The organism is Pseudomonas sp. NBRC 100443 (genome assembly GCF_030268185.1).
In the GTDB taxonomy this organism is placed as follows: Bacteria; Pseudomonadota; Gammaproteobacteria; order Pseudomonadales; family Pseudomonadaceae; genus Pseudomonas; species Pseudomonas citronellolis.
Window position 1 is genome coordinate 388,253 of the sequence record NZ_BSQE01000003.1, and the last position, 26,211, is coordinate 414,463.

At 63.5% G+C, this 26,211-nt stretch carries 43 protein-coding genes; 29 read left to right on the plus strand and 14 right to left on the minus strand.

All coding sequences use genetic code 11. The annotated features are described in order from the left end of the window. Position 1: 1 nt before the first annotated feature. The 7 genes from QSJ95_RS06000 (at position 2) to QSJ95_RS06030 (ending at position 5,007) form a co-directional block, all read left to right on the plus strand. On the plus strand, positions 2-838 hold the full coding sequence (locus tag QSJ95_RS06000; protein WP_058487607.1) for a phage tail protein: 837 nt from the start codon (positions 2-4) through the stop codon (positions 836-838). Then, a complete protein-coding gene (locus QSJ95_RS06005) occupies positions 822-1,028 on the plus strand; it encodes a tail protein X (protein ID WP_009615647.1) in 207 nt (68 codons plus the stop codon). The genes QSJ95_RS06000 and QSJ95_RS06005 overlap by 17 nt, the downstream gene beginning before the upstream one ends. A 46-nt stretch (positions 1,029-1,074) precedes the next feature. Then, positions 1,075-2,091 (plus strand): phage late control D family protein, encoded by a 1,017-nt coding sequence (locus tag QSJ95_RS06010; protein ID WP_064581839.1) that lies wholly within the window; start codon positions 1,075-1,077, stop codon positions 2,089-2,091. 11 nt (positions 2,092-2,102) lie between these two features. Then, positions 2,103-2,720: a glycoside hydrolase family 19 protein gene (locus tag QSJ95_RS06015; RefSeq protein ID WP_064581840.1), complete on the plus strand. Its 618-nt coding sequence runs from the start codon at positions 2,103-2,105 to the stop codon at positions 2,718-2,720. Next, positions 2,717-3,076, plus strand: coding sequence for a hypothetical protein (locus QSJ95_RS06020; protein ID WP_285640801.1), 360 nt, complete (start codon positions 2,717-2,719; stop codon positions 3,074-3,076). Before QSJ95_RS06015 ends, QSJ95_RS06020 begins: the two co-directional genes overlap by 4 nt. Then, positions 3,073-3,333: a hypothetical protein gene (locus QSJ95_RS06025; protein WP_064581842.1), complete on the plus strand. Its 261-nt coding sequence runs from the start codon at positions 3,073-3,075 to the stop codon at positions 3,331-3,333. The genes QSJ95_RS06020 and QSJ95_RS06025 overlap by 4 nt, the downstream gene beginning before the upstream one ends. A gap of 495 nt (positions 3,334-3,828) precedes the next feature. Then, complete coding sequence (locus QSJ95_RS06030; protein ID WP_285640802.1) at positions 3,829-5,007, plus strand: tyrosine-type recombinase/integrase; 1,179 nt, start codon at positions 3,829-3,831, stop codon at positions 5,005-5,007. A 41-nt stretch (positions 5,008-5,048) separates the two neighbouring features. Here QSJ95_RS06030 and QSJ95_RS06035 read toward each other — a convergent pair whose 3' ends face one another. The 10 genes from QSJ95_RS06035 to QSJ95_RS06080 all read right to left on the minus strand — a co-directional run bounded on the left by QSJ95_RS06035 (position 5,049) and on the right by QSJ95_RS06080 (position 9,913). After that, a complete protein-coding gene (locus QSJ95_RS06035) occupies positions 5,049-5,267 on the minus strand; it encodes a helix-turn-helix transcriptional regulator (protein WP_285640805.1) in 219 nt (72 codons plus the stop codon). A 2-nt stretch (positions 5,268-5,269) separates the two neighbouring features. Next, positions 5,270-5,683 carry a hypothetical protein gene (locus tag QSJ95_RS06040; protein WP_285640807.1) on the minus strand — a complete coding sequence of 138 codons (414 nt, stop codon included), beginning with the start codon at positions 5,681-5,683 and terminating at the stop codon, positions 5,270-5,272. Beyond that, positions 5,676-6,122, minus strand: coding sequence for an RNA methyltransferase (locus QSJ95_RS06045; protein WP_285640809.1), 447 nt, complete (start codon positions 6,120-6,122; stop codon positions 5,676-5,678). Before QSJ95_RS06045 ends, QSJ95_RS06040 begins: the two co-directional genes overlap by 8 nt. Beyond that, positions 6,119-6,805, minus strand: a complete 687-nt coding sequence (locus tag QSJ95_RS06050) for a hypothetical protein (protein WP_285640811.1) — start codon at positions 6,803-6,805, stop codon at positions 6,119-6,121. Before QSJ95_RS06050 ends, QSJ95_RS06045 begins: the two co-directional genes overlap by 4 nt. After that, positions 6,789-7,010, minus strand: a complete 222-nt coding sequence (locus QSJ95_RS06055; protein WP_285640813.1) for a hypothetical protein — start codon at positions 7,008-7,010, stop codon at positions 6,789-6,791. Before QSJ95_RS06055 ends, QSJ95_RS06050 begins: the two co-directional genes overlap by 17 nt. Continuing rightward, entirely contained in the window at positions 7,007-7,231 is a 225-nt protein-coding gene (locus QSJ95_RS06060; protein WP_285640814.1) for a hypothetical protein, read from the minus strand. Before QSJ95_RS06060 ends, QSJ95_RS06055 begins: the two co-directional genes overlap by 4 nt. Continuing rightward, positions 7,228-7,755: a hypothetical protein gene (locus QSJ95_RS06065; protein WP_285640816.1), complete on the minus strand. Its 528-nt coding sequence runs from the start codon at positions 7,753-7,755 to the stop codon at positions 7,228-7,230. The genes QSJ95_RS06060 and QSJ95_RS06065 overlap by 4 nt, the downstream gene beginning before the upstream one ends. Further along, positions 7,752-8,840: a hypothetical protein gene (locus QSJ95_RS06070; protein ID WP_285640818.1), complete on the minus strand. Its 1,089-nt coding sequence runs from the start codon at positions 8,838-8,840 to the stop codon at positions 7,752-7,754. Before QSJ95_RS06070 ends, QSJ95_RS06065 begins: the two co-directional genes overlap by 4 nt. Positions 8,841-8,842: 2 nt before the next feature. Beyond that, positions 8,843-9,043: a carbon storage regulator CsrA gene (csrA, locus tag QSJ95_RS06075; protein WP_285640820.1), complete on the minus strand. Its 201-nt coding sequence runs from the start codon at positions 9,041-9,043 to the stop codon at positions 8,843-8,845. An 81-nt stretch (positions 9,044-9,124) separates the two neighbouring features. Then, the gene (locus QSJ95_RS06080) at positions 9,125-9,913 is read right to left on the minus strand and encodes a BRO-N domain-containing protein (RefSeq protein ID WP_285640822.1); all 789 of its coding nucleotides are present in this window, start codon (positions 9,911-9,913) and stop codon (positions 9,125-9,127) included. 139 nt (positions 9,914-10,052) lie between these two features. Here QSJ95_RS06080 and QSJ95_RS06085 point away from each other — a divergent pair, with 139 nt between their 5' ends. From QSJ95_RS06085 to QSJ95_RS06100, 4 genes are all read left to right on the plus strand, one after another. Then, entirely contained in the window at positions 10,053-10,316 is a 264-nt protein-coding gene (locus tag QSJ95_RS06085; protein WP_285640823.1) for a DUF1654 domain-containing protein, read from the plus strand. 138 nt (positions 10,317-10,454) lie between these two features. Further along, positions 10,455-10,688, plus strand: a complete 234-nt coding sequence (locus QSJ95_RS06090) for a hypothetical protein (RefSeq protein ID WP_285640825.1) — start codon at positions 10,455-10,457, stop codon at positions 10,686-10,688. Between the two features lie 111 nt (positions 10,689-10,799). Then, on the plus strand, positions 10,800-11,264 hold the full coding sequence (locus QSJ95_RS06095) for an ImmA/IrrE family metallo-endopeptidase (RefSeq protein ID WP_089394508.1): 465 nt from the start codon (positions 10,800-10,802) through the stop codon (positions 11,262-11,264). Next, on the plus strand, positions 11,261-11,668 hold the full coding sequence (locus tag QSJ95_RS06100; RefSeq protein WP_285640830.1) for a hypothetical protein: 408 nt from the start codon (positions 11,261-11,263) through the stop codon (positions 11,666-11,668). Before QSJ95_RS06095 ends, QSJ95_RS06100 begins: the two co-directional genes overlap by 4 nt. Positions 11,669-12,081: 413 nt before the next feature. On the opposite strand, the gene QSJ95_RS06110 is transcribed toward QSJ95_RS06100, so the two are convergent. The 4 genes from QSJ95_RS06110 to QSJ95_RS06125 form a co-directional block, all read right to left on the minus strand. Further along, the gene (locus tag QSJ95_RS06110) at positions 12,082-12,960 is read right to left on the minus strand and encodes a DNA adenine methylase (RefSeq protein WP_285640833.1); all 879 of its coding nucleotides are present in this window, start codon (positions 12,958-12,960) and stop codon (positions 12,082-12,084) included. 87 nt (positions 12,961-13,047) lie between these two features. Continuing rightward, positions 13,048-14,760, minus strand: a complete 1,713-nt coding sequence (locus QSJ95_RS06115; RefSeq protein ID WP_285640834.1) for an AAA family ATPase — start codon at positions 14,758-14,760, stop codon at positions 13,048-13,050. An 87-nt stretch (positions 14,761-14,847) separates the two neighbouring features. Beyond that, a complete protein-coding gene (locus QSJ95_RS06120) occupies positions 14,848-15,078 on the minus strand; it encodes a hypothetical protein (protein ID WP_502945262.1) in 231 nt (76 codons plus the stop codon). A 9-nt stretch (positions 15,079-15,087) separates the two neighbouring features. Next, a complete protein-coding gene (locus QSJ95_RS06125) occupies positions 15,088-15,807 on the minus strand; it encodes a LexA family transcriptional regulator (protein WP_285640838.1) in 720 nt (239 codons plus the stop codon). An 82-nt stretch (positions 15,808-15,889) separates the two neighbouring features. Here QSJ95_RS06125 and QSJ95_RS06130 point away from each other — a divergent pair, with 82 nt between their 5' ends. The 18 genes from QSJ95_RS06130 (at position 15,890) to QSJ95_RS06215 (ending at position 26,099) form a co-directional block, all read left to right on the plus strand. Continuing rightward, positions 15,890-16,129, plus strand: coding sequence for a helix-turn-helix domain-containing protein (locus tag QSJ95_RS06130; protein WP_285640840.1), 240 nt, complete (start codon positions 15,890-15,892; stop codon positions 16,127-16,129). A 60-nt stretch (positions 16,130-16,189) separates the two neighbouring features. Continuing rightward, on the plus strand, positions 16,190-16,807 hold the full coding sequence (locus QSJ95_RS06135; protein ID WP_285640843.1) for a DUF8585 domain-containing protein: 618 nt from the start codon (positions 16,190-16,192) through the stop codon (positions 16,805-16,807). Positions 16,808-16,987: 180 nt separating this feature from the next. Further along, positions 16,988-17,308: a hypothetical protein gene (locus QSJ95_RS06140; protein WP_285640846.1), complete on the plus strand. Its 321-nt coding sequence runs from the start codon at positions 16,988-16,990 to the stop codon at positions 17,306-17,308. Then, positions 17,305-17,604, plus strand: coding sequence for a hypothetical protein (locus QSJ95_RS06145; protein WP_285640848.1), 300 nt, complete (start codon positions 17,305-17,307; stop codon positions 17,602-17,604). Before QSJ95_RS06140 ends, QSJ95_RS06145 begins: the two co-directional genes overlap by 4 nt. Continuing rightward, the gene (locus tag QSJ95_RS06150) at positions 17,601-17,885 is read left to right on the plus strand and encodes a hypothetical protein (RefSeq protein ID WP_285640850.1); all 285 of its coding nucleotides are present in this window, start codon (positions 17,601-17,603) and stop codon (positions 17,883-17,885) included. The genes QSJ95_RS06145 and QSJ95_RS06150 overlap by 4 nt, the downstream gene beginning before the upstream one ends. A gap of 223 nt (positions 17,886-18,108) precedes the next feature. Next, positions 18,109-18,366 (plus strand): hypothetical protein, encoded by a 258-nt coding sequence (locus QSJ95_RS06155; protein WP_285640852.1) that lies wholly within the window; start codon positions 18,109-18,111, stop codon positions 18,364-18,366. After that, positions 18,363-19,118, plus strand: a complete 756-nt coding sequence (locus QSJ95_RS06160; protein ID WP_285640854.1) for a phage antirepressor — start codon at positions 18,363-18,365, stop codon at positions 19,116-19,118. Before QSJ95_RS06155 ends, QSJ95_RS06160 begins: the two co-directional genes overlap by 4 nt. Beyond that, positions 19,115-19,426, plus strand: coding sequence for a hypothetical protein (locus QSJ95_RS06165; RefSeq protein WP_285640856.1), 312 nt, complete (start codon positions 19,115-19,117; stop codon positions 19,424-19,426). The genes QSJ95_RS06160 and QSJ95_RS06165 overlap by 4 nt, the downstream gene beginning before the upstream one ends. Beyond that, entirely contained in the window at positions 19,423-19,665 is a 243-nt protein-coding gene (locus QSJ95_RS06170; RefSeq protein WP_285640858.1) for a hypothetical protein, read from the plus strand. The genes QSJ95_RS06165 and QSJ95_RS06170 overlap by 4 nt, the downstream gene beginning before the upstream one ends. Further along, on the plus strand, positions 19,662-19,871 hold the full coding sequence (locus QSJ95_RS06175) for a hypothetical protein (protein ID WP_285640860.1): 210 nt from the start codon (positions 19,662-19,664) through the stop codon (positions 19,869-19,871). The genes QSJ95_RS06170 and QSJ95_RS06175 overlap by 4 nt, the downstream gene beginning before the upstream one ends. Next, positions 19,858-20,868: a phage replication initiator YdaU family protein gene (locus QSJ95_RS06180; RefSeq protein ID WP_285640862.1), complete on the plus strand. Its 1,011-nt coding sequence runs from the start codon at positions 19,858-19,860 to the stop codon at positions 20,866-20,868. The genes QSJ95_RS06175 and QSJ95_RS06180 overlap by 14 nt, the downstream gene beginning before the upstream one ends. After that, a complete protein-coding gene (locus tag QSJ95_RS06185; RefSeq protein ID WP_285640863.1) occupies positions 20,849-21,691 on the plus strand; it encodes an ATP-binding protein in 843 nt (280 codons plus the stop codon). The genes QSJ95_RS06180 and QSJ95_RS06185 overlap by 20 nt, the downstream gene beginning before the upstream one ends. Then, complete coding sequence (locus QSJ95_RS06190) at positions 21,688-23,085, plus strand: replicative DNA helicase (protein ID WP_285640865.1); 1,398 nt, start codon at positions 21,688-21,690, stop codon at positions 23,083-23,085. The genes QSJ95_RS06185 and QSJ95_RS06190 overlap by 4 nt, the downstream gene beginning before the upstream one ends. After that, positions 23,082-23,363 (plus strand): hypothetical protein, encoded by a 282-nt coding sequence (locus QSJ95_RS06195; protein WP_285640866.1) that lies wholly within the window; start codon positions 23,082-23,084, stop codon positions 23,361-23,363. The genes QSJ95_RS06190 and QSJ95_RS06195 overlap by 4 nt, the downstream gene beginning before the upstream one ends. After that, the gene (locus QSJ95_RS06200) at positions 23,360-23,749 is read left to right on the plus strand and encodes an antiterminator Q family protein (protein ID WP_285640867.1); all 390 of its coding nucleotides are present in this window, start codon (positions 23,360-23,362) and stop codon (positions 23,747-23,749) included. The genes QSJ95_RS06195 and QSJ95_RS06200 overlap by 4 nt, the downstream gene beginning before the upstream one ends. A 400-nt stretch (positions 23,750-24,149) precedes the next feature. Then, positions 24,150-24,521 (plus strand): hypothetical protein, encoded by a 372-nt coding sequence (locus QSJ95_RS06205; protein WP_285640868.1) that lies wholly within the window; start codon positions 24,150-24,152, stop codon positions 24,519-24,521. A 10-nt stretch (positions 24,522-24,531) separates the two neighbouring features. Next, the gene (locus tag QSJ95_RS06210; protein ID WP_285640869.1) at positions 24,532-25,320 is read left to right on the plus strand and encodes a hypothetical protein; all 789 of its coding nucleotides are present in this window, start codon (positions 24,532-24,534) and stop codon (positions 25,318-25,320) included. 233 nt (positions 25,321-25,553) lie between these two features. Beyond that, positions 25,554-26,099 carry a terminase small subunit gene (locus tag QSJ95_RS06215; protein ID WP_285640870.1) on the plus strand — a complete coding sequence of 182 codons (546 nt, stop codon included), beginning with the start codon at positions 25,554-25,556 and terminating at the stop codon, positions 26,097-26,099. Positions 26,100-26,211 lie beyond the last annotated feature (112 nt).

The window sequence follows — 26,211 nt, forward strand, 5'->3', positions numbered from 1 at the left end:
CATGGCTTACATGGAGCAACTACAGGCCGGCCTGCGGTCCATCGGCCAGGCCATAGAGGCCGGCCGCCGCGAGCTGAAGGGCACGGTCGATCCACTGGACCAGGCCATCGGCGAGCTGCAGGACGCCAGCGGCCAGCTGGAGAAACTGCTGGGCCTGCCGCCCGGCGTGTCGGCGCAACTGCAGCGCGTGATGCGCGGCATCGACCAGGCCAATGCGCGGCTGGACAAGGTGGTGGCCGTCTATTCGAAGGCCGAGCGCGCCGTGCAGCGGGTGGACGAGCGCCTCGACGCGCTGGGCCGGCAGGCGGCGCGAGCCGGTCAGGCGATCAACCGCATCGCCGGGGCGATCAGCCCGAAGCTGGCCAACATCATCCCCAGCGAGCTGCTGGCGCCGCTGACCACGCCGGCGGCGGAAGCGGTCAAGCCGCAGCCCCACCTGCTGGTGATGCGGCCGCTGGCGCCGAACGCCACGCCCTTCTACTTCAACCTGTCCACCGCGGCCTTCGACAAGCTGGTGCGCGACACCCAGTACAGCTGGGTGCCCCAGGCGCGCCTGGACCGGCGCCCGGCCCTGCAGTCGCCGGGGCAGGGCGCGGAGACGCTGAGCCTCAGCGGCACCATCGCCACCCTGCTGGGGGCCGGCGTCGGCCAGTTGCAGAAGCTGCGCGACATCGCCGCGCGCCGCGAGCCGCTGAGCCTGAGCAGCTGGTCCGGCCAGCTGCTGGGCAACTGGTGCATCACCCGCATCGGCGAGAACCAATCCAGCCTGCTGAGCGACGGCGTGCCGCGCAGCCAGGCCTTCACCCTGGAGTTCACCCGCTATGGCGACGATCTGTAGAACCGCGGACGGCGACTGCCTGGACAGCCTCTGCCAGTACCACTACGGGCACCTGCTGGGCAGCGTGGAAGCCGTCCTCGAAGCCAACCCCGGCCTGGCCGACGAGCCCCAGCCGCTGCGCGCCGGGCTGCTGATCCGCCTGCCCGAGCTGCCGCCCCCCAGCGATCCCCGGGTACGCCTGTGGGACTGACCCCCGACCCCGCTCCGGCGGGGTCTTTCATTTCCGGAGGCCCGAAGTGCGCCCGACCTTCCGTCTGCTCGCCAACGGCAGCGACATCACCCACCTGCTCAGCGACCGTCTGCTCAGCCTGGTCCTGACCGACAAGCCGGGCCTGGAGTCCGACACCTTCGAACTGGTCCTGGATGACCGCGACGGCACCATTGCGCTGCCCGCGCGCGGCGCCTGGCTGGACCTGTTCCTCGGCTACGCCGGGGAGGAACTGGCGCCCATGGGCCGCTACCGGGTGGATGCGCTCCGCTTCGACGGGTCGCCCCGCCGGCTGACCCTGAGCGGCCGCGCCGGCGACATGCACGGCGAGGGCAAAAGCACCCGCTGTGCCGCCTGGGAGAACGCCAGCCTGGCGCGGATCGTCTTCGACCTGGCCGCGCGCAACCATTGGAGCGCACGCTGCCCGGTGCAGGTGAACGTCGCCCGCGCGGAGCAGTTGAACGAATCGGACTTCAACTTCATCACCCGCCTGGCCCGCCAGCACGACTGCACCGCCAAGCTGGCCGACGGCCTGTTGCTGGTGCTGCCGCGCCAGGCCGGGGAGAGCGCTTCCGGGCGCGCCATCGCGCCGCTGGAGCTGATGCCGGGCGATGTCGGTTCCTTCGACCTGCGCCTCGACGACCGTACCGTCTACCGCCGGGTGAAGACCTGCTACCAGGACCCGGCCAGCGGCGCCATGCGCCAGGTGGCGCTGGAAAACCCGAAGGCGCCGGAGGACGTCGGCGCCGAGTTCATCGACCGCCATCCCTACCCGGACCGCGGCGCCGCCGAGCAGGCGGCCAGGGCGCGGCTGGCCGACTTCAACCGCGGCAGCGCCTTCGTGCGCCTGCAGATGCCCGGGCGCAGCGACCTGTTCGCCGAGCGCAGCGTGCGGCTGAGCGGCTTCAAGGACGGCCTGGACGGCGAGTTCCTCACCGACTCGGTGGAACAGCGCCTGGATGCCAGCGGCTGGAGCACCACCATCACCTGCAACGGCGGCGCCCAGGGCAAGGCCGATGCCGCGGGTGGCAAGGGGCGCAGCTGAAGGAGGGCAGCATGGAGATCACCGACCAACAACTGCTGCTGCTGTTTCCCCGGGCCGGCCAGGTCCTGCCCTGGCTGGCGCCGGCGATGCGTGCCCACGGGGTTGACCGAGCGCCGCGCGCCGCCGCTTTCCTCGCCCAGGTCGGCCACGAGAGCGCCGGGTTGACGCGCCTGGTGGAAAACCTCGCCTACGGCGCCCAGGGCCTGGCGGACACCTGGCCGCGGCGCTTCCGCAACGCCGCCGGCAAGCCCACCGCGCTGGCTTGCCGACTGGCCTACCAGCCCCAGGCCATCGCCAACTGTGCCTACGCCGGGCGCAACGGCAATGGTGACGAGGCCTCCGGCGATGGCTGGCGCTACCGCGGCCGTGGCCTGCTGCAGATCACCGGCCGGGCCAACTATCGGCGCGTCGGCATGGCGCTCGGCCAGGCCTTCGAGGCCCACCCGGAGTCGCTCGCCGAACCGCGCTGGGCCTGCGAGTCGGCGGCCTGGTGGTGGGCGGACGCGGGCCTGAACGAACTGGCCGACGCCGGCCGTTTCGAGGACATCACCCGGCGCATCAACGGTGGCCTCAATGGCCTGGCCGAGCGCCAGAAACTGTGGCGACGGGCGCAGGAGGTGCTGGGATGAGCCTGTACCGGAAGCTCGCCGTCGTCCTGCTCCTGATCGGCCTCGGCGTTGCCGTGGGCGCCTGGCTCGCGGCCCGGCACCTGCGTCCGCAACTGGACGCCGCCCGCGTCGAGAGCGCGCTCTGTGCCCAGGGCCGCAGCACGTTGCAGGCCCAATTGACCGAGCAGAACCGCCGCCTGGATGAACTGGCGCTCGCCGCGCGGAAGCGCGAGATCGACGCCGCCCAGGCGCTGCGGGCGGCCCAGGTGCAGGCGGATGCCCACGAGGCGGCCGCCCAGCGCCTGCTGGCGGGGCGCAGCGACGGCGAGGACTGCGCCGCTGCGCGCCAGCTCATCGACCAGGAGCTGGCGCCATGAAAGTTCTTCTCCTCGTGGGCCTGCCGCTGCTGGCGGCCTGCACCGCAGTGGCGCCCACCCAACCGGCCGCGCTCGAAGTGCGGGTGCCGGTCGCCATTCCCTGCCGGGCGCCGGCCGTCCTCATGCCGGTGTTCGCCACTTCCCTCCTGCATCCTTCCGACTCGCTGCAGACCAAGGTCCGCGCACTGCTCGCCGAGCGCCAGCAGCACCTGGGCTACGAGGCCCGCCTGCGCGCCGCGCTGGAGGCCTGCCGCTAGCCGCCCGCCGGCTCCCGGCGCCGCGCGGGCCCGTGCGGCTTGCGTTGCCGGGCGGCCATCGGCTACTGTTCGGCAATCATCTGGCGAGATCGCTACCGTGATTCACCGCAACAGCATCCTCATCTCCCTCCTCAAGGCATTCGCCCGCTGGCGCTGGCGCGCCTGATTCCTTCTTTCCCGGCCCTCGCGCCGGTCCCTTCCCCGCGTTCGTCCCCCCATCCGCTGGCATAATGGCCAGGTCCTGCCCAGGCCGCCCCGGGTGCGCCGGCGACGCGAACCGAAAGCAGTGCAATCATTGAGGTCCGAGCAGACATGCTGCTGATGATCGATCAGCACGATTGATGTTCTCTGTAATCCCATTCTGTTCCACTTCCCCTCTGAAGGCCGCTATCTGAGCGGCTTTCATGTCCACTTCGGTTCCCATTAGTTCGCTGACATCCCCGAAAAATGCGGGTATCGTTGCGGGTATCAATGGACCGATACCCGCATACCCTCATGCCTCTCACCGACGTGAAGATCCGCCAGGCCAAGCCTGGTGACACTCCTATCAAGCTCACCGACAGCGGCGGCCTTTTCCTTGAGGTGCGCCCGAACGGCTCGAAGCTCTGGCGCTATCGCTATCGACTCGCTGGCAAGGAAAACACCTTCGCGATCGGGGCCTACCCTGACGTCTCGCTTTCGGACGCGCGCGCAGAGCGTGACGAAGCCAAGGCCCTGGTGAAGGCCGGCCGGCATCCTTCGCACGTGCGGCAGACCGAGAAGGCCAAGCAGCTGGCAGAGAACAAGAACACGTTCAAGGCTGTTGCGGAGGAGTGGATTGACGAGCGCCTGGCCAAGCGGACGGAGAAATACCGAGACCAGATCCGGCGCGCCTTCGAGGGGAACGTCTACCCGGTGATTGGCCGGCTGCCAATGCGCGAGATCACCGCAGCCCACATCTTGGAGATCATGCGCCGGATGGATGGCCGAGGAGCTTCGGCCTACGCCCTGCAGGTCAGGCAGTGGGTGTCGGCGGTCTTCTGTTTCGGGGTGGTTACCCTTCGGGCTGACGCTGATCCAGCGGCTGCGGTGAAAGGGGCCGTCGAGCGCGGCGAGATCAATCACAGCCAGCCGATGTCGCGCGAGCAGTTGGGCACCTATCTGGCCGCGGTCGATCGGTACAAGGGATTCCGTGGCACTGTGATAGCCCTGCGCCTGCTGCCGATGCTGTTCACTCGCACCATCGAGCTGCGCGCCGCGCGCTGGTCAGAGTTCGATTTGGATAGCGCGCTGTGGACCGTGCCGGCGGAGAGAATGAAGAAGCGTCGCGTCCACCTGGTGCCGCTGCCTGCGCAGGCTGTTGACCTACTGAGGGAGCTGCGCGGGATCACCGGTGGCGAACTGCTGTTCCCGGGCCTGAAGGACCCAACCCAGCCACTGAGCGCGACGACCTTGAACAGGGCGATGGAGTACATGGGGCTCAAGGGGTGGCATTGCCACGACTTCCGGGCTACCGCGAACACGCACCTGGAAGAGATGAAGCGCTTCCGGCCCAAGGTGATCGACGTGCAGATGGCTCACAAGGAGAAGGACAAGACCAAGGCCGCGTATAACCACGCTGTCTACCTGGATGAGCGGCGGGAGATGATGCAGGCCTGGGCTGATTGGGTTGAGGGGTGTCGGGCGATCACCTGACATGGCGGCATTGAGGGGGCGGCCATAGGCCGCCATTCCCCCTACGAGGCAGTGCGCTCGCGCTTGCGTTCATCCATCCAGGCCTGCACCTCGCGCTGCGACCAGCGCGATGCTCGCCCAAGCTTGATCGGCGCCGGGAATGTGCCTGCGCCAATCGTCCTGTAGATGGCCGTCCGGCCGAGCCCAACCTGACTGCTCACTTCCTCGAACTTCAGCAGAATGTCCACCTGAACATTCCCCTTCTGAGCATCTTCCGTCATACCTACCTCCAAGTTTCTTGCGCCACGTTTGGCGGATTCTGCATTTCGTGGCGCGCGATCAGCGCCTCAACCTCGGCGATGAGCGATTCCATGCCAGCGGCAAAGCTGGCCGGTCTGCTCGACGCTCCCTTCCTCAACTGCTGGAACACCTCCTGAGCCTTGCCGTGATGCGTGAGCATTCCGGAGAAGCTGCGGAGGATCTCCTGCGCTGCCCGGCGCCCTTCCAGGAACAGCACCCTATCCACCCTGGGCCCTGCCACCGGCGCCATGGACTGGGCCGGCGCCGCAGGTCGTTCCGCTTGAACCGGAGCAACCGGCGCCGCCTTCGCCTTGGATGCCCGGCGCGCTGGTGCTGGCGCTATTCGCTTGGCCCGGTCCAGGGCTTTCCTTGCGAGTGATCCGAGAGGCTTAGCCATGGCGGGCCTCCTTCCGCTTGCTCAGCCGGTCGTAAAGGACGACGTTCACCGTTGCGGCCAGGTTCATGCAGTGCCTGGTGGGCACGTACACCCGGTCCTTACACCACGTCAGCACCTGATCGCCCAGCGTCCCGTCCTCGGGGCCGAAGATGTAGAAGGCGCTTTCCGGGTGGCTGTAGTCCGGCAGCGGGGTGGCGTCTGGAATCAGGTCAACCGCCACAGGGACGCAGCCGAAGGGAATGACAGTCTTCAGGTCGTCGACGGAGTGGATTACCGGCATGTGCCTGTGCTGGGCGCGGGTGTCGGTCCTGGCGCGCTGGTAGCGCTTCCCGCTGATGGCCACCATGGCGGCCTCGTAGCAGCCGGCGGCGCGCAGGACCTCGCCGATGTTCAGGTGGTCTTTCGGCATGTGCAGGCCGATGCAGGCGAAGCCCCTCATCGCGTCACCTCCGGCTTCCGCTCGATCACCCGCGCGCTACCGTCACGGCTGTGCAGAGTCAGCGCCGCGCGCTGCGTCTCGACTGTGCCGTCGTTGCGGACCAGAGTTTTCGGGGCCCCGTAGAGCGGGCCGTCCGGCGCGAACGGATCACCCAGGGCGCCCGGGTTCTCCCTGGTGAACTTCATCATCAGCTCAAGGATGCAGTGGAACAGCGGGCCCTCCTTCCAGGGCGATGGACGCCTGGCGCCGAAATGGGTTGCGCTGTCCTCGAGGCCGGCCACGAAGGCCAGAAAGTCCAGGGCCTGGCCGGGCTTCGCATCCGCCACCTCGGCGCGGTGTGCCGGGTTGATGGCGAGCACGTCGCAGATGCCTGCGACTCCCAGTTCCGCCTCGATCTCGCTGCCGGCCGACATCAGCCACTCACCGATAGCCAGTCGTCCGGCCTCGCGCATCCCGCGAATGGCCTGGTAGTCACGCTCCAGCTCGTCCAGCTTCGCCCTGGTGAACGGCATGCCGTTCTTGAGGGGCCGGCGGGCGCGCGAGTAGACGGCCCTCTCGACATCATCGAGTTGGTTGTACTGGCGGGCTACCCGGCGCGCGATCAGCAGTTGGGTGCGAAGCGACAGCCCAGGGCGTCGCCAGATGCGGGTGAGGCTCAGGAAGTGGTCACGCTTCATCAGCACGGCTGCCGTCCTCCACCACCTTGATGCGCAGGTCCATGCCGCAGGCGCTAGCCAGGCGCACCAGGTCGTCGATAGTGCTGCGCTGGTTCTGCAGGGCGGTGCCCAGGTCGACCAGGCGCGCGCCGAGGATGTAGAACGGGCTGGGGTTCGTCGGCTGCGGCGCGCTCTGGTTGGCGCCGGCCGGCACGTGTGCGGTCACGGTCATAGGATGAACCTCGGTTGTTGCCGGGGAGCGCCAGTGGCGGCCGCCGGCGTGATCGGCTTCGGGCACGAGACCACCAGGGTGGTGCCGCGCATCTCGATGGTGGGTTTGGCCAGGCGGCGGGCCTCGTCGCGCTGCTCGACGGCGGCGAGGAAGAGGCCGAAGAAGGCGATGGCTGCAATGCTGAACAGGCAGTGCCAAGCCCAGTGCTGACGGCTGCTCATGCGTCCCCCAGTGCGCGCCGCATGAGCGCGTAGGTTTCCGGTGCGTGGTTGCTGTACCGCCAGTCCAGGCCGGCCTCGCGCAGGAACGCCTCGGCGATGGATTCCCAGTTCGCCGCCAGGGCTGCCCAGTGCGGGCCGTGCTGCGCCATTTCACCCATGCGGGGCTTCCACTCGGGAATCAGGTCGAGCAGCAGCAGGCAGCGGTTCAGGTCGTCAGGATCGTGCGGGTGGTCGAAGTAGCCTCGCTTCGGCTTAAGGCCAAGCATGTGGTCGTGGATGGCACGCGAGGACATGCCCACCTGGCCGTCGCGCAGCCACTTGGTGGCCCGCTGCTCGATGGTGGAGCCCGCGCCGGGCATGGAGACGTCGTAGCCCAAGGGGCAGTCGGCCTGCTCCAGTGCCTGGACACAGGCCTCTTCGAAACCGGTCTGGCTTACCCGGCCCTGGATCAGGTCGTTCATCACCGGAGTGATCGCATCGAGCTGGCGCTGGTTGAGCACGTGGCCCTTGAGGGTGATGCTCATGCGTCACCGCCTTCCGCCGGTGCGGTCCAATTGTGAATGGCCAGTTCCACGCGGTCGGTAGCGACGTCAACGCCCGCGCACAGCGCCCCGGGGCCGGGCGCAATGTCAGGGCGAGGGAACAAGTTCAGGCCTTCGGCCTCGCCGGCCAGGTACAGCTGCGCGTGACGCTCATCGCGGTTCTGCCAGAGGTCCACGCCGGCCTCGAGCGCCCAGTCATAGTCGCTGGCGTCGAAGATGTCGTCCTCATGGATCGGGCCGCGGGCGCCGCACTCGTGGCAGAACACGAAGGCTTCGACCGAGAGACCATCGTCACCATAGCTGTCCAGTCGTGGCGCAGCGCCGAAGCCCCGGTCGGCAAGCTGGACAAACGGCACCGGCGGGCCGCCGCAGAAGCTGCAGGGCTTCAGCTGCACACGGTAAGGGCCGTGCTCGCGGAGATCGGCAGCCACCCGCTCGACCTGGGCCAGGTGTTCTTCCAGCGGGGGAAGCTCTGCCAACTGCTGTTCGGCCTGGGCGCGCGACAGCAGATGCTGATCAAGCCGCTGCGCGAAGGCTAGGGCATCGCGGGCATACTTCCAGTGGCAGTTCTCCTCGGCGTGGCCTTGCTCGCTGCAGATGCCGCAGCGGGGAAGAGACTGAGCGGAATGGGGTTGCTCGCCGGGATCAACCCGGCGGCGAGCGGCTGCGGCGCCAGGGTAATCCGGTTCTGCAGCGGCGCCAGAGGCAGGGACGCCTCGCTCTGCGCGCGCTCCGGAGTTATCCAGGAATGCCGCAGTGAGCTCGCGGATGCGGCGCAGGGCATCCATGGCCTGAAGGGCGGAGCCGTTCTGCCCAGCCTCGGCGTGCCGCTCGATGTTCAGCAGGGTGTTCTCCAGGCCGTCGGCAATGTCCTCAAGGGTGTCAACGCCTTCGCTCAGGCGGCCGATCAATCGCAGCATACTGCCGGGCGCGTCACCGGCGAGCAGGGTTTCGATCACGGCGCCGCCGCGGCCGATGGCCACCGCTGCGCCAGCTTGCAGGGCGGGGCGCATTGCTTCGAAGTTGAGGCCCAGTCCGGGCTTCAGAACCAGGGTGATTTTCTCCATGGTCAGCAGCTCCTGGCGGCCGTGGGCTGATGGAGCGGTTCTGCGCCATGGATGCGCTGGTAGATCTCCTCGCGGTGAACCTCGGTGTCATGCGGGGCGGCCACGCCGAGGCGTACCTGGTTGCCCTTGACGCCGAGCACCACGACTTCGATGTCGTCGCCGATGCGGATGGTTTCGCCTACGCGGCGCGTCAAAATCAGCATGTGAATCTCCTTTTTCAGGCAAGCCGAAGGCCTGCCGCGATTGATGGCTTTCGCAAAACTCGGTTGCTTACTGCTGGGCTGTTACTGCAAGGTCTCGTCGTGCAGGCAGTGCAACAGCGCTTCGAACTTGTCGACGTACAGGTGCACGGCGACCTCACGCTGGTTGTTCGGGTTGGTGATGTTCTTGCCGAACGCCAGGCCCTTCTCGGTCAGCGTCCAGAACTCGCGGATGCCATTGCCCTTGGTGCTGGGGCGGCTCAGGCGCTCCACGAGACCTGCCTGTTGCATCAGCTTGTAGACCTTCTGCGCGGACGCCTGGACCTCATGCGAGCGCAGCAGGTCGGAGAGAGCAGCAGTGACGTGGCTGGTGCCGTCGTCATCGGGGCTGTCTACGGCGTAGGCCGGGAGCAGATCGGCGTGTCCGACCTTGGCGCCGAGGCGCTGATACATGCCCAGCGTGGCCGAGGGCGCCAGGTTCAGCGTCCGGCTCATCGACTCGATGATCATGACGGCATCGCTGGTGAGGGCTGGCGCCTGCTGCTGGCCGATGGTGTAGCTGCCGGTACGGCGGATCGAGGGCAGCACGTCCTCGAACACCCAGCGTTCGAACTCCTGGGCTGCCGGTAGTTGGCTGTTGACGATCAGTCGGAGGGTGTCGGGCTCGGAGAGGACGCGCATCTCTTGCGTGCCGCCCGCCGTGGCAAGGGGGTAGCGTTTCACGACACCCTTGCAATGGCGATTCATGGCGTCGTTCTGGTTGGTGTAGCCCAACAGCTCGCACACGTCCTTCCCAACGAACCACGGCTCCCCGTGCTCATCCGTGACCACCCGCACGGGGCGGTCTTTGAAGCTGTAACTGATCAGGTTCATCTCGCTCTCCTGCGGCATGGCCGGCTCGGTGGCCTGGCGCCGCAACGTGCTGGCGTGAAGTTAATATGTACCAATAGTTCACTTGTGGTCAAGAACCAAAAGTACAAATTTTGGACTGGTACACATGTGGTTGTTTTTAATGGATAAGTTCTATGTACCGAAGGCGCAGGCGAACCGCCGAACGACGATCTGGAAGCTGGGCAACGACGCGGAGCTGGCGTGGCGCCAGGTGCTCGAGGATTTGGCCGAGACGGAAGGCCTGGAGATGACGCGGAACGAGGACGGGACGGTGCTGCTGACGTGGCAGCCGTCAGAGGAGGAGGGTGCCCAGGACTGTGGGGAGGAGGCCTACAGCGAGGAAATGGTGGTGCAGAGCCTGCACGAGGAGGTGGCGCCGTTCTAATTGGTTCCAGAAAGGGGGGGTATCGAAATGATGTGCCGCCCAGCGAATGGGCACCGGCGTGTCCTGGAAGCTGCGATAATCGCCGCCCCTCTCTGCGAGTCCAGCCAGATGCCCTCTACCAAAGACCTCGAACTTCAGATGCGCGAAGCCTTGGGGATTGCTCCGGTCAAAAAGAAGACGACAAAGGACGCCAGCAGGCCGGTTGGCGGCTACTTGGTGGTCTTGAGCGTGAGGGAAGCCAGCGGCCCGGCGTTCCGCTTCGAGCACCGCTCGCGGAGCATCAGCCGGACCGAGGCAATACTGGCGGCCGAGAAGCAGGCCAAGGAGCAGGGGCTGCGACCCTGGGCGCTGCTGGACGTCGAGCAGTTCTGACTCGTACCACCCTTGCAAACAATGCCAATTGCGCCCAAATTGACTATTGGAACGGCGCAAGCATAATGTCGCCGCCAAAAGCTTGTCATCAGCCATAGAGAGGAGGGACGCATGAGATACAGCACCGCGCTTGACGTCCTGAAGGCTCATTGGGACTTCAAGCTTCCAGTCGACCCCATCGCCATTGCCGAGAAGATGGGCATTGAGGTTCAGGCAGGTTCGCCGCTTGACCGCGAAAGCGGCCATTACAGCTATCGCGATGGTGATCCGCTGATTACCTACAATCCTGCTGATTCCGCAGTACGCCGTCGCTTCACGGTAGCTCATGAGATCGGGCACCATATAAATGGCGATGTTGACGCCCCGCGTGATACCGACAAGCAGATGAGCGCTAGCGTGCGCGACCCTAGAGAGGTTGCGGCAAACCGCTTTGCCGCATCGCTTCTGATGCCCGCCGCCTTGGTGAAGCACATGATTTTCGAAGAGAAGGTTGCCGATCTTAAAAAGCTGGCCGCTACCTTCGGTGTTTCGACCGCCGCAATGGAATATCGCCTGAGAAACCTCGGCATCCTATGAGCAACGACGACCAGGGATTGGCCGAAGGCGAAAGCTCCGTAGATCCAAAAATCCTTCAGAACTATCTGAGAAAGGAAATTTGGCGCTTCGAATGGGAGCAGAAGCTGGCCCGGCGAGCCATGCAGTTGGTTGGTTTTTTCTACCTTATGCTGGTTGGGTTCATCTTCCTCGGTAATGGTCGCTTCGTCTTTGGGAAGTGGTATGTCGTGCTCAGCTTTAAGTCCCATGCAGCCACTGACATTCCGATCATTTTGGCTTTGGCATCTATACCAACAGTCCTGCTCATAGCTTTGATGCGTTACTTCCACCATCGGGAGAAAGCATCAGAGGGGCAGGACTCGCCGCTGCCATTGAGCATGCAAACGGCAAAGGACCTTCTCGACATTATGAAGGACCAAAAGTAGTAGCCCGCAGCGGGGCTTTGCTATCTCTCTTCTTCGCGCGCAATCGGCTCCACCAGCGCCTCAGAAATGAACTCCGCATTCTCGATCAGCGTCTCCAAGTGGAGCTTCACGGCGTCTGAGGTCTCGGTGGAACCTCGTTGCTCAACCCAGATCGCTAGTTCTTCGACAGCCGAGCCGATGGCGTTGATGTTCAGGCTTAGGCGGTAGAGCGGGGCGGGGGAGAAGGGAGTCGGCCATGGGAACCTCCAGAGCAGGGAATTCAGCTTAGGCCGGAAACGAAAAGGCCGCACTCAATGGCGCGGCCTTGTCCTGGTAGCTGCTGTCTTCCCAGCTCCAGGGCAGGGAAAATTTACCAAAACGGGTAGGGCGGTCAAGGGGCGGAAACGAAAAGCCCCGCGGGTGCGGGGCTCGTGCTAGGCGGTTAGCGAGGTAGGCGGAAGCTGAGCCTCGTCTGGAATTTTCATTCCGCTCTGGAAGAACATCACCTCATCACCTAGATACCGTTCTTGAGCTGAGTAGGACAGGCCATAGGTGAGACCTTCTTTCCCTTGGTACATGTCGCGAATTTCCTTCGCGTTATCGTAAGAGACCATCCAAGGGCGATTAAACTTTCTCGGCTTAATAACCTTGGCTATCGCTAGGTGGTCGAAGTGATCGTAGTAGTTCCTGTAAAGACCACGGCCCTTTACATAGTAAGGTGGATCAAGATAAATGAGCGACTTTTTAGGCAGGAACTCTTCGCAGCGAAGCAGAAGGTCGCGAGCGTCCTCGCAGTAGACCGAAATAGAACTGGCGCGCTCGGCGATTTTGGCAATCCGCGCCGAAAGCGCATCCTTCTTGAATCGTGCGTCTAGCTTATAGGGCCCGGTCTGATCTTTACCGCCGATCACGCCGCCCTTCAGGATGCCAGATCGATTGGTGCGGTTCACGAAAAGCGTTGCGAACCCGCGCTCTGCTGGGCCCGCTTCATGTTGGCCAAGCATGATGCCGCGCCAATAGTGCCACTGATCCATGTCTATAGGAGTGTCATGCAGGAGGCGCAATAGGTCGTCGGCATGTTGAGTTGCTGCGACCCAGAAGGCGTTTACAGCAGGGTCCAGATCGTTGATATGGATGTGCGAAGCATGCTCGTGGAATAGAAGCTCAAGCGCAACTCCGGCGCCCCCTGCGTAAGGCTCTAGGTAGTGGCCGCCGGTGAGCCTGTTCAGCTCCATCACCTTAGCGATGAAGGGCGCGAAGCGAGCCTTGCCGCCAGGGTAGCGCAGAGGGGTGTAGAGCCTGTTTGAGTACATCGTGGTCTAATCCTGAGGGGCTTCAGCCCCATGATAGCGGCGCGCAGTATACTTGGCCAGCCTCGAAACTCACGCCCTTTGCGCAGTCTAGGCAGGCTCTAGGCTGGTAAGCAATGCAGAGTCGACACCGTGGCCATTGATCATCGTATTCCGCAGGGCCTTCCTTAGGCGGTCACGAAAATCTTCCGCCAGATCCGGATTATGCTTTACCCACGCTCTATATGGATTTTGTGCCGCACCGCCATTTACCATCTTTAGAAAAACTTGTTGTTTCGCGAAGTCTTTAAAATGATTTCGTAGTCTCTGGCCTTCCGTGTTAGATGTATCGCGGTAATCCGAAATAAGCTTCCCAATGTCAATTATTTCATCTGCCGGATCGATCTTCAGTGTGTCTGATATTTTGTCGCAGAGAGTCATGAACACTGGCTTGGTAAAACCTGCTTGATTTTTCCAATAAGGGTCGTCTGGAGATAGATTGAATAAGAACTCAAAAATTAATTGATCTGGTGGCAGCATTCCAGGCAGCTTTACTATGCTGTCCATACCCTTGGTGCTGTCCACGTCACCATCAAGAATTATCAAGCTTTTTGAGCTAAATTCAGGTATTTTTCGTTTTACAAGCTTTATGTATTCAGTGCATCCAAGTGCCACATCTTTTAGCGTGTTCGTGATTTTCTTTATGGTCCTATCTGTTATTATCGAGCTGTAAAGATCAAATGCTTCCTTATCCTCAAAGTACACATTTATTTTTGGTAGTAAGTTTGTGTCAACTGGGATTGTCTGCACGTGCAAGTCTGCATAAATCTGCGGCCATGTCACGTTTTCTTGTATTTTTATTGGTCCATACGTGTCGCTTAGATATATGTTTTGATAATTTTCAGAGTTAAGAGTGCTGAGCTTCTGAATGTCCTCGATCATTGTCGGTGAATGCGATGTCATTATTACTTGAAGGTCTAGATCTTTACATTCGTCTGTGAGTATCTTAATTAGCTGCTTTTGTGCTGCAGGGAACAGTCCTGCGTCAGCTTCATCAATTAAGAGTAAGCCGCCCTTGTAATCTTGATATTCCTCTTTTAGCTTTCTAAAAGAAAATAGTGCCAGAAGAATCTGTCCGGCATTATCCTCTCCGGCAGATACAGAGTCATGATCATAATTATTGCCATGCGCAGCGGCTGATTTAATTGTTCCGGTCGTTGCTGTAACCGATGTTGCAGAGCGCTTGCTTAAAAGCTTATTGCTGAGAGCGACAAAGTCCCGCCTATGTTCTGTTAGGAACTCAATGTCGTGCTCGGTATATCTAGTGCGCTGAGATATCGGTGTGAGTCTTTTCAGGCTTAAATAGATAACCGGGTGAGTTGCGTTACGGCTTGTGTTCTCACCATCAGCAAGAGTATTCCCCCGAACGATGGGGCGCGGCTTTGATCTGTCTTTTGAGTCATAGAGCTTCAGGGCTAAATCAACTTCTTCAGAGGTATAGCCATCATAAATGGAAACGGATGTATCCATGGAATCTGGCTTATCAAATTTCTTGGAAAGCCTGAAGTGCTCAGACACTCTAGATTCAAATTTGGAGCCGGTTAGAGTGCGAAATGTTAGCGATTCATTCTTGGTGTAGTCGGTCTCGAAACTGAAGACCTGAGCTGCTATGCCCAAAATTGAAGACTTGGATGTCCCGTTTTTACCGCATAGCAATGTTATTCGCCTTCCAAGTGGGACTGTAATATTGCTAAGTCCCCTAAAGCTGGTAATTTTTATGCTCTTTACATAGGTTGTATTGTTGGAGCGCTTCTGCTTCGCCATGTTCGATGCTCGTCCTGAATGCTGATTCTGAGCTATGAAGACTCACTTCCCCCCATGATCTTCCTATAGCCACGCGGCCCGGCCCAATCAGCCCTTGCTCCGCGTTATCCGCCCCGCCTTGACCTCGTTGGCGTATGAGCCAAGACGGTCCTCGCCGTTGATGAGCACCCCAACGATACGGAGTACAGCCCAGGCGTCAATCTCATTGCCTGACTGGCTCAGGCGCTCGGCGATCTTCACCAAGTCGACGGAAGCCCACTTTAGGTCCGCCGTTATGGACTTGAGGTCGTGCTTGAGCAGTTGGGTGGGTTTGTTCATTCCCATTTCTTACAGATCCCCGCCGCGCCAAACAATCTGCCCCATCAGCGCCATAGGCTCATCGTCTTCGTCCAGCCATTGGTCAGGGAATTCGCGTTTGTCGAGGTTGTCGCTGATCAGTCCCCACTGGTTCACGGCGCTCGCATACGACAGGCGCTTGATGATCACGCCGTCGGCGCCATTGAGGGCGAAGATTGTGTTGTGGATCGGCTCTTTCTGGGCCTTGTTCAACAGCACCACGTCGCCATCATTGATGGTGGGATGCATGCTCCACCCGTCGGCATAGAAGGCTTCCAGATATTTCACGTTCAAGCCCCTGGCCATGATCCAGGATCGCTTGAACGCCAGATGCCCCTTCACTTCGACGTAGGGGTTCTCGTAGCCGCGGCCCATTGCGCCCCTGGCGCTCTTCAGCGGGACGTGGACGTATTCGTCATCGGATGAGTCCGCCGAAGGTTCGGGCTCGGTCTTCGCCTGGTCCGATTCGCGCATTTCGCCCAGGCCGTATTCCAGCCATTCGACGCGAACGCCAAAAGCCTTGGCGATGGACTCCATGTTGACACGTCCCGGCATGCTTTCAGCGTTCAGCCATTTGCTTGCTGCCTTCGGTGTCACTTTGGTTATTTCTGATAGGCGAGCACCAAGGCCCCAGTCAGAAATCCCTGAAGCGCTAGCAGCTTGCTTAAGGCGGGCGACGAAGGCCTGCCGGATATTGATTGATTGAACCATAGGTTCACTATCCCATGTGCTTGCCTGTACTTTCAGTTCCGATCTAATATGTACTTATGGTTCATTAAGGTCTGGAGGTTCCATGAGCACCCTCAAGCAAGCGATTGAAGACGCCGGTGGCGCTGCAGCTGTTGCGACCTCCTGCGGCGTGAGCGTTCGCGCCGTCTACAAGTGGGCTGCCTCGGGCGTCCTGCCTCGCACCGAGTACACCGGGGAAACCAATTACGCCGACTGCATAGCGGGCCTGTCCTTGGCCAGGGGGAAGGAGATTAATCCCTCCGAGCTTCGTCGTAGTGCCGCGCCACGTCGTTCCGCCGCCTGACCAGTAACTGCACACCGCCGCCTCCTTCTGATGGGGGCAGATTAGAACCTGGAGCACCGCATGAATACGTCGAACTTCCGACACAGCCTGACCCGCGAGGGCGTCCTGATCGCCTTCGCTCGCGACATGATTGCTCGCACCGCTATCAGTCAGGATGGCTTCGGCGAGTCGCTGAACGCCGCGCTCTTCCAGATGGCGCCGGAGCGTGCCGCCGAGCGTGGCTATCCGGACTTGACCGCCCTGACGGTTACCGCCGACGTGACTGCCTACGGCCGCGCTTACAAGGCTTGGAGCAAGCGAGTCGAGCGCTGGATGGATGGGGAGGTCGATCTGCCGTCCTGGGTAGAGGAGGCCTGGGTGCAGGCTCTTGATCCTGAGCGCCGCGAGCGTTGCGTTGCCGAGTTGGCCGCTCGCTATGGCCTGGTCGCTGCTCGGGAGTCTGGCGCCGACGGTTGCCCTGTGAGCGCCTTTGGTCAATTGGTGTCGCGCCTCGGCGATGCGGTGACCGCGTGCGGCGAAGTCCTGGCTGACGGAAAGATCGATGCCCAGGATCGCCCGCTGCTGCCCGGCGCTATCGAGACACTCCGCTTCGTCGAGGCCCGTGCTTTCGAGATTCGGCGCGGCATGGAGAACGAGCTGGCCGAAGGCGATGGGGGCCAGCTTCGTGTCGTCTGCTGATCAGAACTTCATTCCACCCAGTGCCGAGGCTTCCGCATGAATCCTTCCGTCTCGGCCGCCATCTTCCGTCCTGGCTGATTCCCAAACGCCAGACAGCAAAAAGCCCGGCTGGTACCGGGCTCTTCAGAACCACCTGTTAGCGCAGGTGGCGGGTACTTCTTTGTCTCAAGGAGACGAAACATGCAAGACGAAAATACCAAAGCGCCGGCCTTGGCGCAACAGGCAAAGACCACCGAGTGCCATTACCTCGCAACCCGCTCGGGCCATGCGGCGCTCAGAGTGAATTCTGATGTTCCGTTGATGGAAATGATGCGCGAAGCCGACCGTCTGCTGGACGGCATTAGCAGCTTGCTGAAGCAGGTTGGTCACGATCTGCAGGGTGATTTTGAGGGCAGCATGAATGGCTTGGAGATCCATGCCATCCGTGTCTTGGTGGAGACTGCAGCCAGCATGCAATGGGCTTGTGTCCGCGGCCTTGAAGCTGAAGGCGGTGAAGCATGACCGCCGCCACTCGCGCCGCCTTGGAAACCAAGGTCACCAGTTCGGCCATTCAGCAATTCGAGGCTCTGATCTCCTGCCAGTCTCCGTTCGCTCCCGTGGACGGCCTGACGGTGGAGGACTGCCTGGATGGCAGCAGCAACCTGCTCGCCGGTTGCGTCCACCTGACCCGCCTGATCACCGACGGTGATCCTGAGGATGCTGAGCAGTCGGCCTATTGCCTGTCCTTCCTGCTGGAGGGGGCGAAGGCGCTGCTCGACTCGGCGAACACCCAGTTGAACAAGGGGAGCAAGCCATGAGCCGGACCACCATCGGAATCACGTTTCGCGAGCATCCCCCTGTCGATCTCTCCAAGCGCTCCGAGGGGAATGCCGCGGTGCTCGCCACCGTAGAGGGAGTCGACGCTGACCAGGCGCTGGACAGCGCGCTGGATCTGCTCGATGCAGTGCGCGGCGGCCTGCTGGCCATCCTGGACGAACCCGCGGTCTCCTGTCAGGTGTCGCTGCTGCTTCATGCCAACGAGACGGCCCTGGCATTGGTACGCGCCGCGCTGGAAGGCGGGGAGGTGGCCAATGGCTAAGCGCACTGAAGTGCAGGCCCTGGCTGATCAGCTCCAGGGCTACATCACCGCCGTCGGCGACCTGGCTGTCGCTGTTCGCGAAGACCTGGCTTTCGAGGGGGGGCGAGCCAGGGCCGCGCCTCACTGGCGAACAGGTGGATGCCATCCATCTCGCGATCATCACCATGGCCAGGCTTGCCGGCGAAGACCTCGTCGGCCTGCTGGGCAAGCTGGGGGTGCCGGCATGAGCCAGAAGCCCGAGATTCAACGGATCGCCGAGGAAGCCGCGTTCAAGGTCAGCTGCGCGATGGACTGCATCGACATGCTGCGGTCGACCTTGCTTGTCCTGCGCGAGAGCTTGGACAGGGAGCCCTCGATGTTCCATTTCGCCGGCCTTTGTGGAATGGCCATCTACAACGCAGACGACTGGCACAACCAGTTCGATTGCGACCGCGAGCAGTTCGAGATCCGCCTGAAGGCGATCGAGGAGGCCTCGAAGTGAACGACCTGACCACCACCACGGGCGGCCAGGCCGCCACCATGACCAGCAGCGAGCTGCTGGACCTCGTCAACCAGGCCCGCGTCGACTTCGGCGAAGCCCCGGTGCGTCGGAACGACTTCGTCGCTCGCTGTCAGGATGAGCTGCAGGGAGACCACTACGAAACTTTCGTAGTGCAGAACCCGAACAAGACCGAGTCGGTCGAGTTGCGGATGAGCCGCGACCAGTGCATGTGGGTGCTCATGCGCGAATCGAAGGCCGTGCGCCGTCGCGTGACAGAGCAGCTCAACCGGCCGATGACCCAGGCCGAGCAGATGCTCGCCCATGCGCAGATCCAGGTGCAGCTCGAGCGCCGGCAGCAGAAGATCGAGCAGCAGCAGGCCCAGCACCAGGTCGCCATTGAGCGGATCGAGCAGCACGTGGAGGACCTGGCCGAGTCGCGCGTCTGGGACCACTGCCCGCAGAACTGCATGCCCATCACCCGCATCCGCGAGGTGATCCATGAGCGCTACGGCCTGTCGGCCACCGTGGTGAACACGGTGGTACGCCAGATGCCGATCAGCCCGAAGCCCTGGGGGATGGTCCGCAACGGCCATGAGGAAGCCCAGGGTAGCCAATACGCCGTGTGGGCATCCAGCGACATCACCGCGGTGTTCCGCCGCTTCGTTTCCGAGTGCCAGATGGTCAGCGAGACCCAGGCCACCCATCCGTATTTCGAGGGCCGGTTCCGCCTGGTCCAGAAGGTGAAGCAATGAGCAAGGTATTCGACGAGCAGCAGCACATGAAACTGATCGCCGAGGCGGCGGTGGCCTACCAGAAAGCCGAGACGCGCCGGAACGCCCTGCGGCGCGAGCTCAACACGATGTACTCGACCTATTTCAACGCCTATGGCCGGCCCTATCCGGACGATCGGCGGCGCATCAACCCCGACGACGAGGCCTTCGAGGGCGTCCTGCGCTTCACCGACGCTGCGTACCGGCGCTGGGTGGAGCAGCGCGACCTGACCGCCCGCCTCAAGCGCAAGCTGCGGACGCTCGTCGAGCGCCTGGAGCGTGCCCGATGAGCACCCGCAGCCCCGCGCGGGGCACCCCGGGCTCGCCCGGCTCCTTCGTCCCCGGGCTCCCGGTGATTGCCGGTCCCTGGCCCTCCTACAACCAATTCCGCGATCTGCCGGAGCGCGAACGGTGGGTGCTGTACGGCTCTGCCAAGGCCTACCGCGAAGCGCTGGAACAGCAGGGGTTCGTCATGGCTGAGGCCTACGACGACTTCATCCGCCGGATCACCGAGGAGCTCGACATATGAGGCTCAAACCGACTTTCGAAACCGATGTGTACCTCACCGAAGGCGGCTACTTCGCCATCAGTCAGACGTCCTCGATGGGCGAGGAAGACTTGGTGCTCCTCTCGCCGGATCAACTGCGGGCGGTCATGGCACACGCGCGCATCCTGCTGCGCACCGAAAAGACCTGGTGGTCTGAGAAGGAGGAGGGTGGCGATGTCGCTTCCTGATCCGTTCACGCCAGCTGATTGCGATCTGCGCGGGCTCCCGTTCATGCCGCTGGACGTCAATCGGTTGCGTGATAGCGATCTGGCCATCGAGGCAACTGGAGACGAGTTCCGCGCCGCCGTGCTGCTGTGGTGTGCGTCATGGAACCAGGTTCCGGCTGGCTCTCTTCCGAACGCGGACGCCACGCTGGCCGCCTATGCCGGCTATGGTCGAACCGACCTGAAGGGCTGGCGCAAGGTTCGTGAAGGCGCACTGCGCGGATTCGTCGAATGCTCCGATGGTCGTCTCTACCACCCTGTCGTTGCCGAGAAGGCCCTAGAGGCGTGGGCCGAGCGTTTGGAGTACCGGGAGGGCAAGGCAGCGGAGAACGAGCGCAAGCGGCGTGAGCGCGATGCTCGCCAGGCGATGTTCGCTTGGCTCCGCGAGCGCGGCGTGGTTCTCCCCTGGAACATAAAGACCAAGGAATTGCGTGACGAGGTGTCGCGCCTTGGCGGTGACGAGTCCGTGACGGGTCACGCGCCTGTCACCGTGACAGGTCACGCACTGGTCACGGCTAAGAAGGGACAGGGACAGGGACAGGGACAGGGACAGGGAAAAGAACCCCCCTTACCCCCCGAGGGGGAAGCCGCTGGCGCGGCAGGCGATCAGGACGAGCCGGCGCCGAAGTCTGTGCGCAAGAAGCGTGACGCGGCGTTCGATCCCCTGACCGCCAAGCCGGACAACGTGAGCGCCGAAGCCTGGGCGAAGTGGGTTCAGCACCGGCGAGAGATCCGCAAGCCGCTGACGCCGACCTCGTGCAGCCAGCAGGCGGCGAAGTTGGCCGACCACCCCAATCCCGATGCGGTGATCCTGGAGAGCGTCACCAATGGCTGGACTGGCCTGTTCCCGGACAAGGATGGCCGGCCCCCAGGCGCCAAGCCCTCGAACTTCACCAACCTCCCCAAGCACACCCCCGACATGTACCAGGAGGAGCCCGATCATGACGGCCCGAATTTCTAACTTCGTCCGCGCTCCCGAGCGCACCCAGGGGCCGGACAACGGCGCCGAATGCCCGGTGCACGGTCGCTACACCGAAGTCAGCGTGGAGCAGTACGGCGGCGGCATGCTCGCCAATGGCTGCCCGGCCTGCCACTTCGCCGGCCTGCGCACCTCGCCGGAAGGCAGCGAGCAGCACCTGCAGGCCCTGCAGGTCAACCAGCAGCGCAAGCTCAACGCCCTGCTGATCGGCTCGGGGATCACCCCGCGCTTCCGCAATGCCACGTTCCAGAGCTACCAGGCCGACGGCAGCGTGCCGATGGCTCAGGTACTGGTCCGCTGTCGCGACTTCGCCGAGCAGTTCCCGGAGCACTACGAGGCCGGCCGCTCGCTGCTGCTGGTCGGCAACGTCGGCACCGGCAAGACGCACCTGGGCAGCGCCATTGCCCAGCACGTGATCCGCGAGCATGGCGCCCAGGCCGTCATCACCAGCGCCGCCCAGATCATCCGGGTGGCCAAGGGCGCCATGGCCAGGAGCGCCCAGTACACCGAGCGCGACGTGATCGAGGAGCTGGTGGGCTTCGACCTGCTGGTGATCGACGAGGTGGGCGCCCAGGGCGGCACCGAGTACGAGCGCAGCCTGCTGCACGAGGTGATCGACCAACGCTACCAGCAGGTGCTGCCCACCGTGCTCATCTCCAACCTGCCGGCCGACACCGCTGCGGCCCAGGCCGGGGAGCTGACGCTGCAGGACTTCATCGGCGAGCGGGCGCTGGACCGCCTGCGCCAGGGCGGCCGTGCCGTCCGCTTCACCTGGGGTTCGGCCCGTGGCGGGGTGCCTGCATGAGCCGGGAACTGTACAGCCTCGAATCCGAGCACGGCGTGCTCGGCGCCATCCTGCGCGCCGCGGCCCAGCAGGACACGAACCTGGTGGACCAGATCATCGAGGGGATCACCGCGGCGGACTTCTACTTCGACGACAACGCCGCGCTGTTCCAGGTTATGGCCGATCTCCACGCCGAGGGCGTGCCTGTCGATCCGGTGACGGTGGCCCAGGTCCGGCCGACGCTGCCGAGCGAGGGGCGCACGCTGGCCTATGCCGGCGAGATCAACAGGAACGTCCCGTCGACGGCGAACTGGCGCACCTACTCGCGGCACCTGCGCGAGCGGGCCGTGCTGCGCCGGCTGATCGACGCCGCGCGCACCGTCGAGGACCTGGCCACTGAGGACCGTCCGCTGGCCGAGATCATCGCCAGAGCGCAGGAGGCGATGGCCGACCTGCGCGACCTGGACGACGACGCGCCGGCCTATCGGCGCCTGGACGAGGTGGTGCTGAAGGCCTGTAACAAGATCGATGACGGCCTCAACGACCGGCTGCCGAAGTTCCAGGAAACCGGCCTGGACGACCTCGACAGGCTGATGCGCGGCATCCGCCCGAAGAAGGTCACCGTGATCGCCGGCCTGCCCGGCAGCGGCAAGACCACCCTGGCCCTGCAGATCGCCCAGCACAACGCGGTGAAGCGCGGCAAGCCCTGGCTGGTGTTCTCCCTGGAGATGCCCGAGGAGGAACTGGGCATCCGCGCGATCGCTTCGCTGGGCGGAATCGACCTCAAGCGCCTGGAGTCGCCCAAGGACATGGACGAGGAGGACTGGCAGCGCCTCAACGTTGCGGCCAACCAGTCCAAGGACGCACCCCTGTTCATCTGCGACGACCCCGCCGTCACCCCCTCGCGGATGCGCTCGATCGCCCGGCGCGCCAAGCGTGAACACGGCCTGGCCGGCATCGTCGTGGACTACCTGGGCCTGGTGCCGGTCGAGGTGAAGGGGCGCACGCGCGCGGACGAGGTCGGCGCCGTGAGCAAGGCCCTGCTACGCCTGGCCAAGGAGTTGGACGTCCCCGTTATCGAGCTCTCCCAGCTCAACCGGGAGTCGACCAAGCGCGCCGGCAAGGCCAAGCGGCCCCAGGCCAGCGACTTGCGCGACTCTGGCGAGATCGAGGCCGACGCCAGCTGCATCCTCATCGTCCACCGCGACATGGACACAGAGGAGGGCCAGAACGGCATCACCGAGATCCTCATGCCGAAGAACCGCAACGCGGCGCCCGGAATGTGCCACGTCCAGCAGCAGGGCCAGTACGGCCGATTCGTCAACCTGTTCGGCTACCGCGAGCCCTCCCAGGAGGAGGTCGAGATGAACCGCCCGTTCAAGGGCCGCCAGTACGGCAAGGGGAAAGCCGCATGACCAACGTAACGGCCCTCGCGCCGCGTAAATGCATGACCCAGCCCGAGCGCAAGCTGCTCCAGGTGCTGGCCCAGGAACTGCCATCCATGGCCGCCGGGCCCACGGTGATGGCATGCCTGCTCCAGCTGGTCGCCAGTTGGATGGGCAGCCCGTCGCCCCTCGGCTTCGAGGACTTCGCCAAGGCCTGGGTGCTGCAGGGCAATGTCAAAGGCGCCGCGGCCGAGCAACTGCTGCGCGATGTCCTGGGGATCACCCCGCCGCCGAAGGGGGCTGCATGACTCGACCGCGCACCTATACGGACAAGCCCTTGGGTGACACCGAGTACCTGTTGGAGCAGTGGGGGCACTGGCGGATGGATGGCATGGGGGTTCCGGGCTACGTCTCGCAGATGGCGGCGGTGATGAGCCAGCGCAATCCGATGGGCAAGGGGAAGGCCTACCGCATCACCGATGAGGTCGCCCAGGTCGTCGACCAGGCCCTGGCCAAGCTGGTGAGCCGTGATCGCCAGATGGGCGACTTCGTGTGGCTCTACTTCGGCGCGAAGTGGCCGGCCCTGCGAATCGCCCGCGAGCACAGCCTGAGCGAAGCCAAGGTCCGGGAGCTGGTGAAGGCCGGCGTAGCCTGGATCGACTGCGCCCTGGAGCGATTGAGGGATGCGGACTGAAAAAGTGTTTACGCGCGGAATGGGGGGTGGTTTTATGGCAGCGTGAACAGCTGTGAACGCAGCTAGACGCATCGAAGAACCCGGCCACTGTGCCGGGTTTTTTTGTGCCCATCGTCTACGCAGCCGGCGCGGCCCGAGAGGGGGAGACCGGACACCGATCAGCCAGGAGTGCGGTGAGCGGATAAAACCCTGGCAGCCCATGCGGACTGCGCTCCGATACCTCGGGGCTGGCATGTGGTGATCCATCGAGACCGGTGCACTAGGGCGCTGGCGATGGTGAGCCTGTGGCGGACGGCGTGGAGAGACACGCACCAATTCCAACGCCCAGCCATCGCGCTGGGCTTTTGTTTATGCAGTGCCAGGGCTGGCGAAGCCTGGGGACACCCGTATGAGGACAACCATGACCGAGCCTGCCTCGACAGCAGTTGGCGGCATCGCGCTCTACAAGCTCGGCGCCTTTGGCTTCTTTGCCTTCCTGGCTGCCATCCTGGTGATGGTGATGACGCTGCCGAAGACGCCGCGCGAGTTCGTGGTGGCCATGATCTGCACCGTGGTCTCCAGTGTCTGCGGCGGTGCGTTCCTGGTGCGCTGGCTCGACATCGGCAACTGGGTGCAGGACGACATCGGCATGATCGCCCTGTGCGGCATCATCTTCGTCTGCGGCCTGCCGGCCTGGGTGATCGTCCGGGCCTGGTTCGCCTGGAGCGAGTCGCGCAAGGGCAGGGCGCTGCCCGAGATGGTGAAGGAATTCCGCGAAGGCACCGGCCTCTGAGGACAGCACCATGCGGGGAAGTATCAGTGCCCAGGACCTGGACGACGCAGTCGCCTCCCTGGCCAGCCTCGGCGGCGATCTGCCGAACCGTGTGCTGGCCGATGCCCTGAACCACACCGCCAACCAGGCGAACCAGGCACTGCGGTCGGAGATTGACGATGTGTTCGATCAGCCGACGCCCTTCACCCGCAATGCTGTCCGCATCCTGAGCGCTACGCCGAACCGCCTGGAGGCTGCGCTGTGGGTGAAGGACGAGAAGGACCATGCATCGAAGGGGCAGGCGCCGGAAGACTGGGTGGCGCCCCAGGTGTTTGGCGGCCCGCGCGTGGACAAGGCGTCGGAGCGCAACCTGCGAGCCAGGGGCATCTTGCCCAAGGGGATGTTCATCGTACCCGCCGCAGGTGCTCGCCTGGACCAGTACGGCAACATGAGCCGCGGCCAGATGATCCAGATACTGTCTGGCCTGGGTGCCCTGGAGTACCGCGAGGGCTCCAAGCACAACGCCACCGACAGCGCCAGGTCACTGGCCAAGGGGCACCAGCAGGCCTACTTCGTGATGAAGCGGGGCCGGGTGCCAATCGGCATCGGCGAGCGCCGCGACAAGGCGTTGGTGATGGTGCTGGCCTTCGTGCGCGCCCCTCAGTATCGCGCGCGCTTCCGCTTCTTCGACATCGTTCGGCGCATCGCCGAGGACGACGCCAGGCTGGAGGCGAACATAGAGGAGGCCATCGCCAAGGCTGCGCAGGGACGGACGCCGACCGAATGGAGGCGCCGGCCTCAGTCGGGGCCGCGGGCCTAAACCGGGGCTTGTGACCTTCAGCGCCGTGCCTTGAGGGGCTGCACGGTTTTGGTGCGGGATTCTTATTGTCCAGCACAAAACCCAAAACCAGCTGGAACCCTCAAGGCGAAAAAATCCCTGGTTGGGGCACCCCCTGTCTAGGTTCTCCCCGGGGGTGGGGCCGTCGAGGGTAATTCGAACCCCGCGCGCCAACTATGTATGACCGAATTTCGGGGGTTGGTTGTTGTGTTGTCATGAGCAGCTCGAACATCACTCGGCAGCCCCATTGGCTCAACAAGAGCCGGATGGCGGCGAGCCTCGGCATCAGCACCCAAGCCTTTGATAAATGGGGCGTCGAGCCAGTGGCTCGGATCGGCCGCGAGGCCTTCTACGACGTCCGCTCGGTGCTGGAGAACCGCCTGGCCCAAGCGGAGCGGAAACACCAACCAGAGGGGGACTACCCGGACGGGATCGACCCCTATGCAGAAGCGAAGCTGACGCAAGAGCGTCTGCGCCTCACCGCGGCCCAGGCCTACGCCCAAGAGCAGAAGAACCAGGTCCAGGACAAGCTCCTGGTCCCGGCCCCGTTCGCCACGTTCGCCCTGGCGAAAATCGCCGCCAAGATTGGCTCGGCGCTGGAGACCGTCTGCAAGACGGTGAGTCGCCGCCACCCGGATGCTGATCCCTTGGTGATGGAGTCCTTCGAGCGGGAGATCGCCCTGGCGCGAAACCTTTCCGCTGAGTTCAGCGACGACATCCCGGGAATCCTCGATGAGTACCTTGCAACCCTGGATCAATGACCTGCGCATTGCGGTCAAGCTGGGTTTGCAGGGGATGTTTAAAGAGCCGCCGATGACGGCGGTGGAGTGGGCCGACAAGCACTTCTACATGTCGGCCGAGTCCTCGTACAAC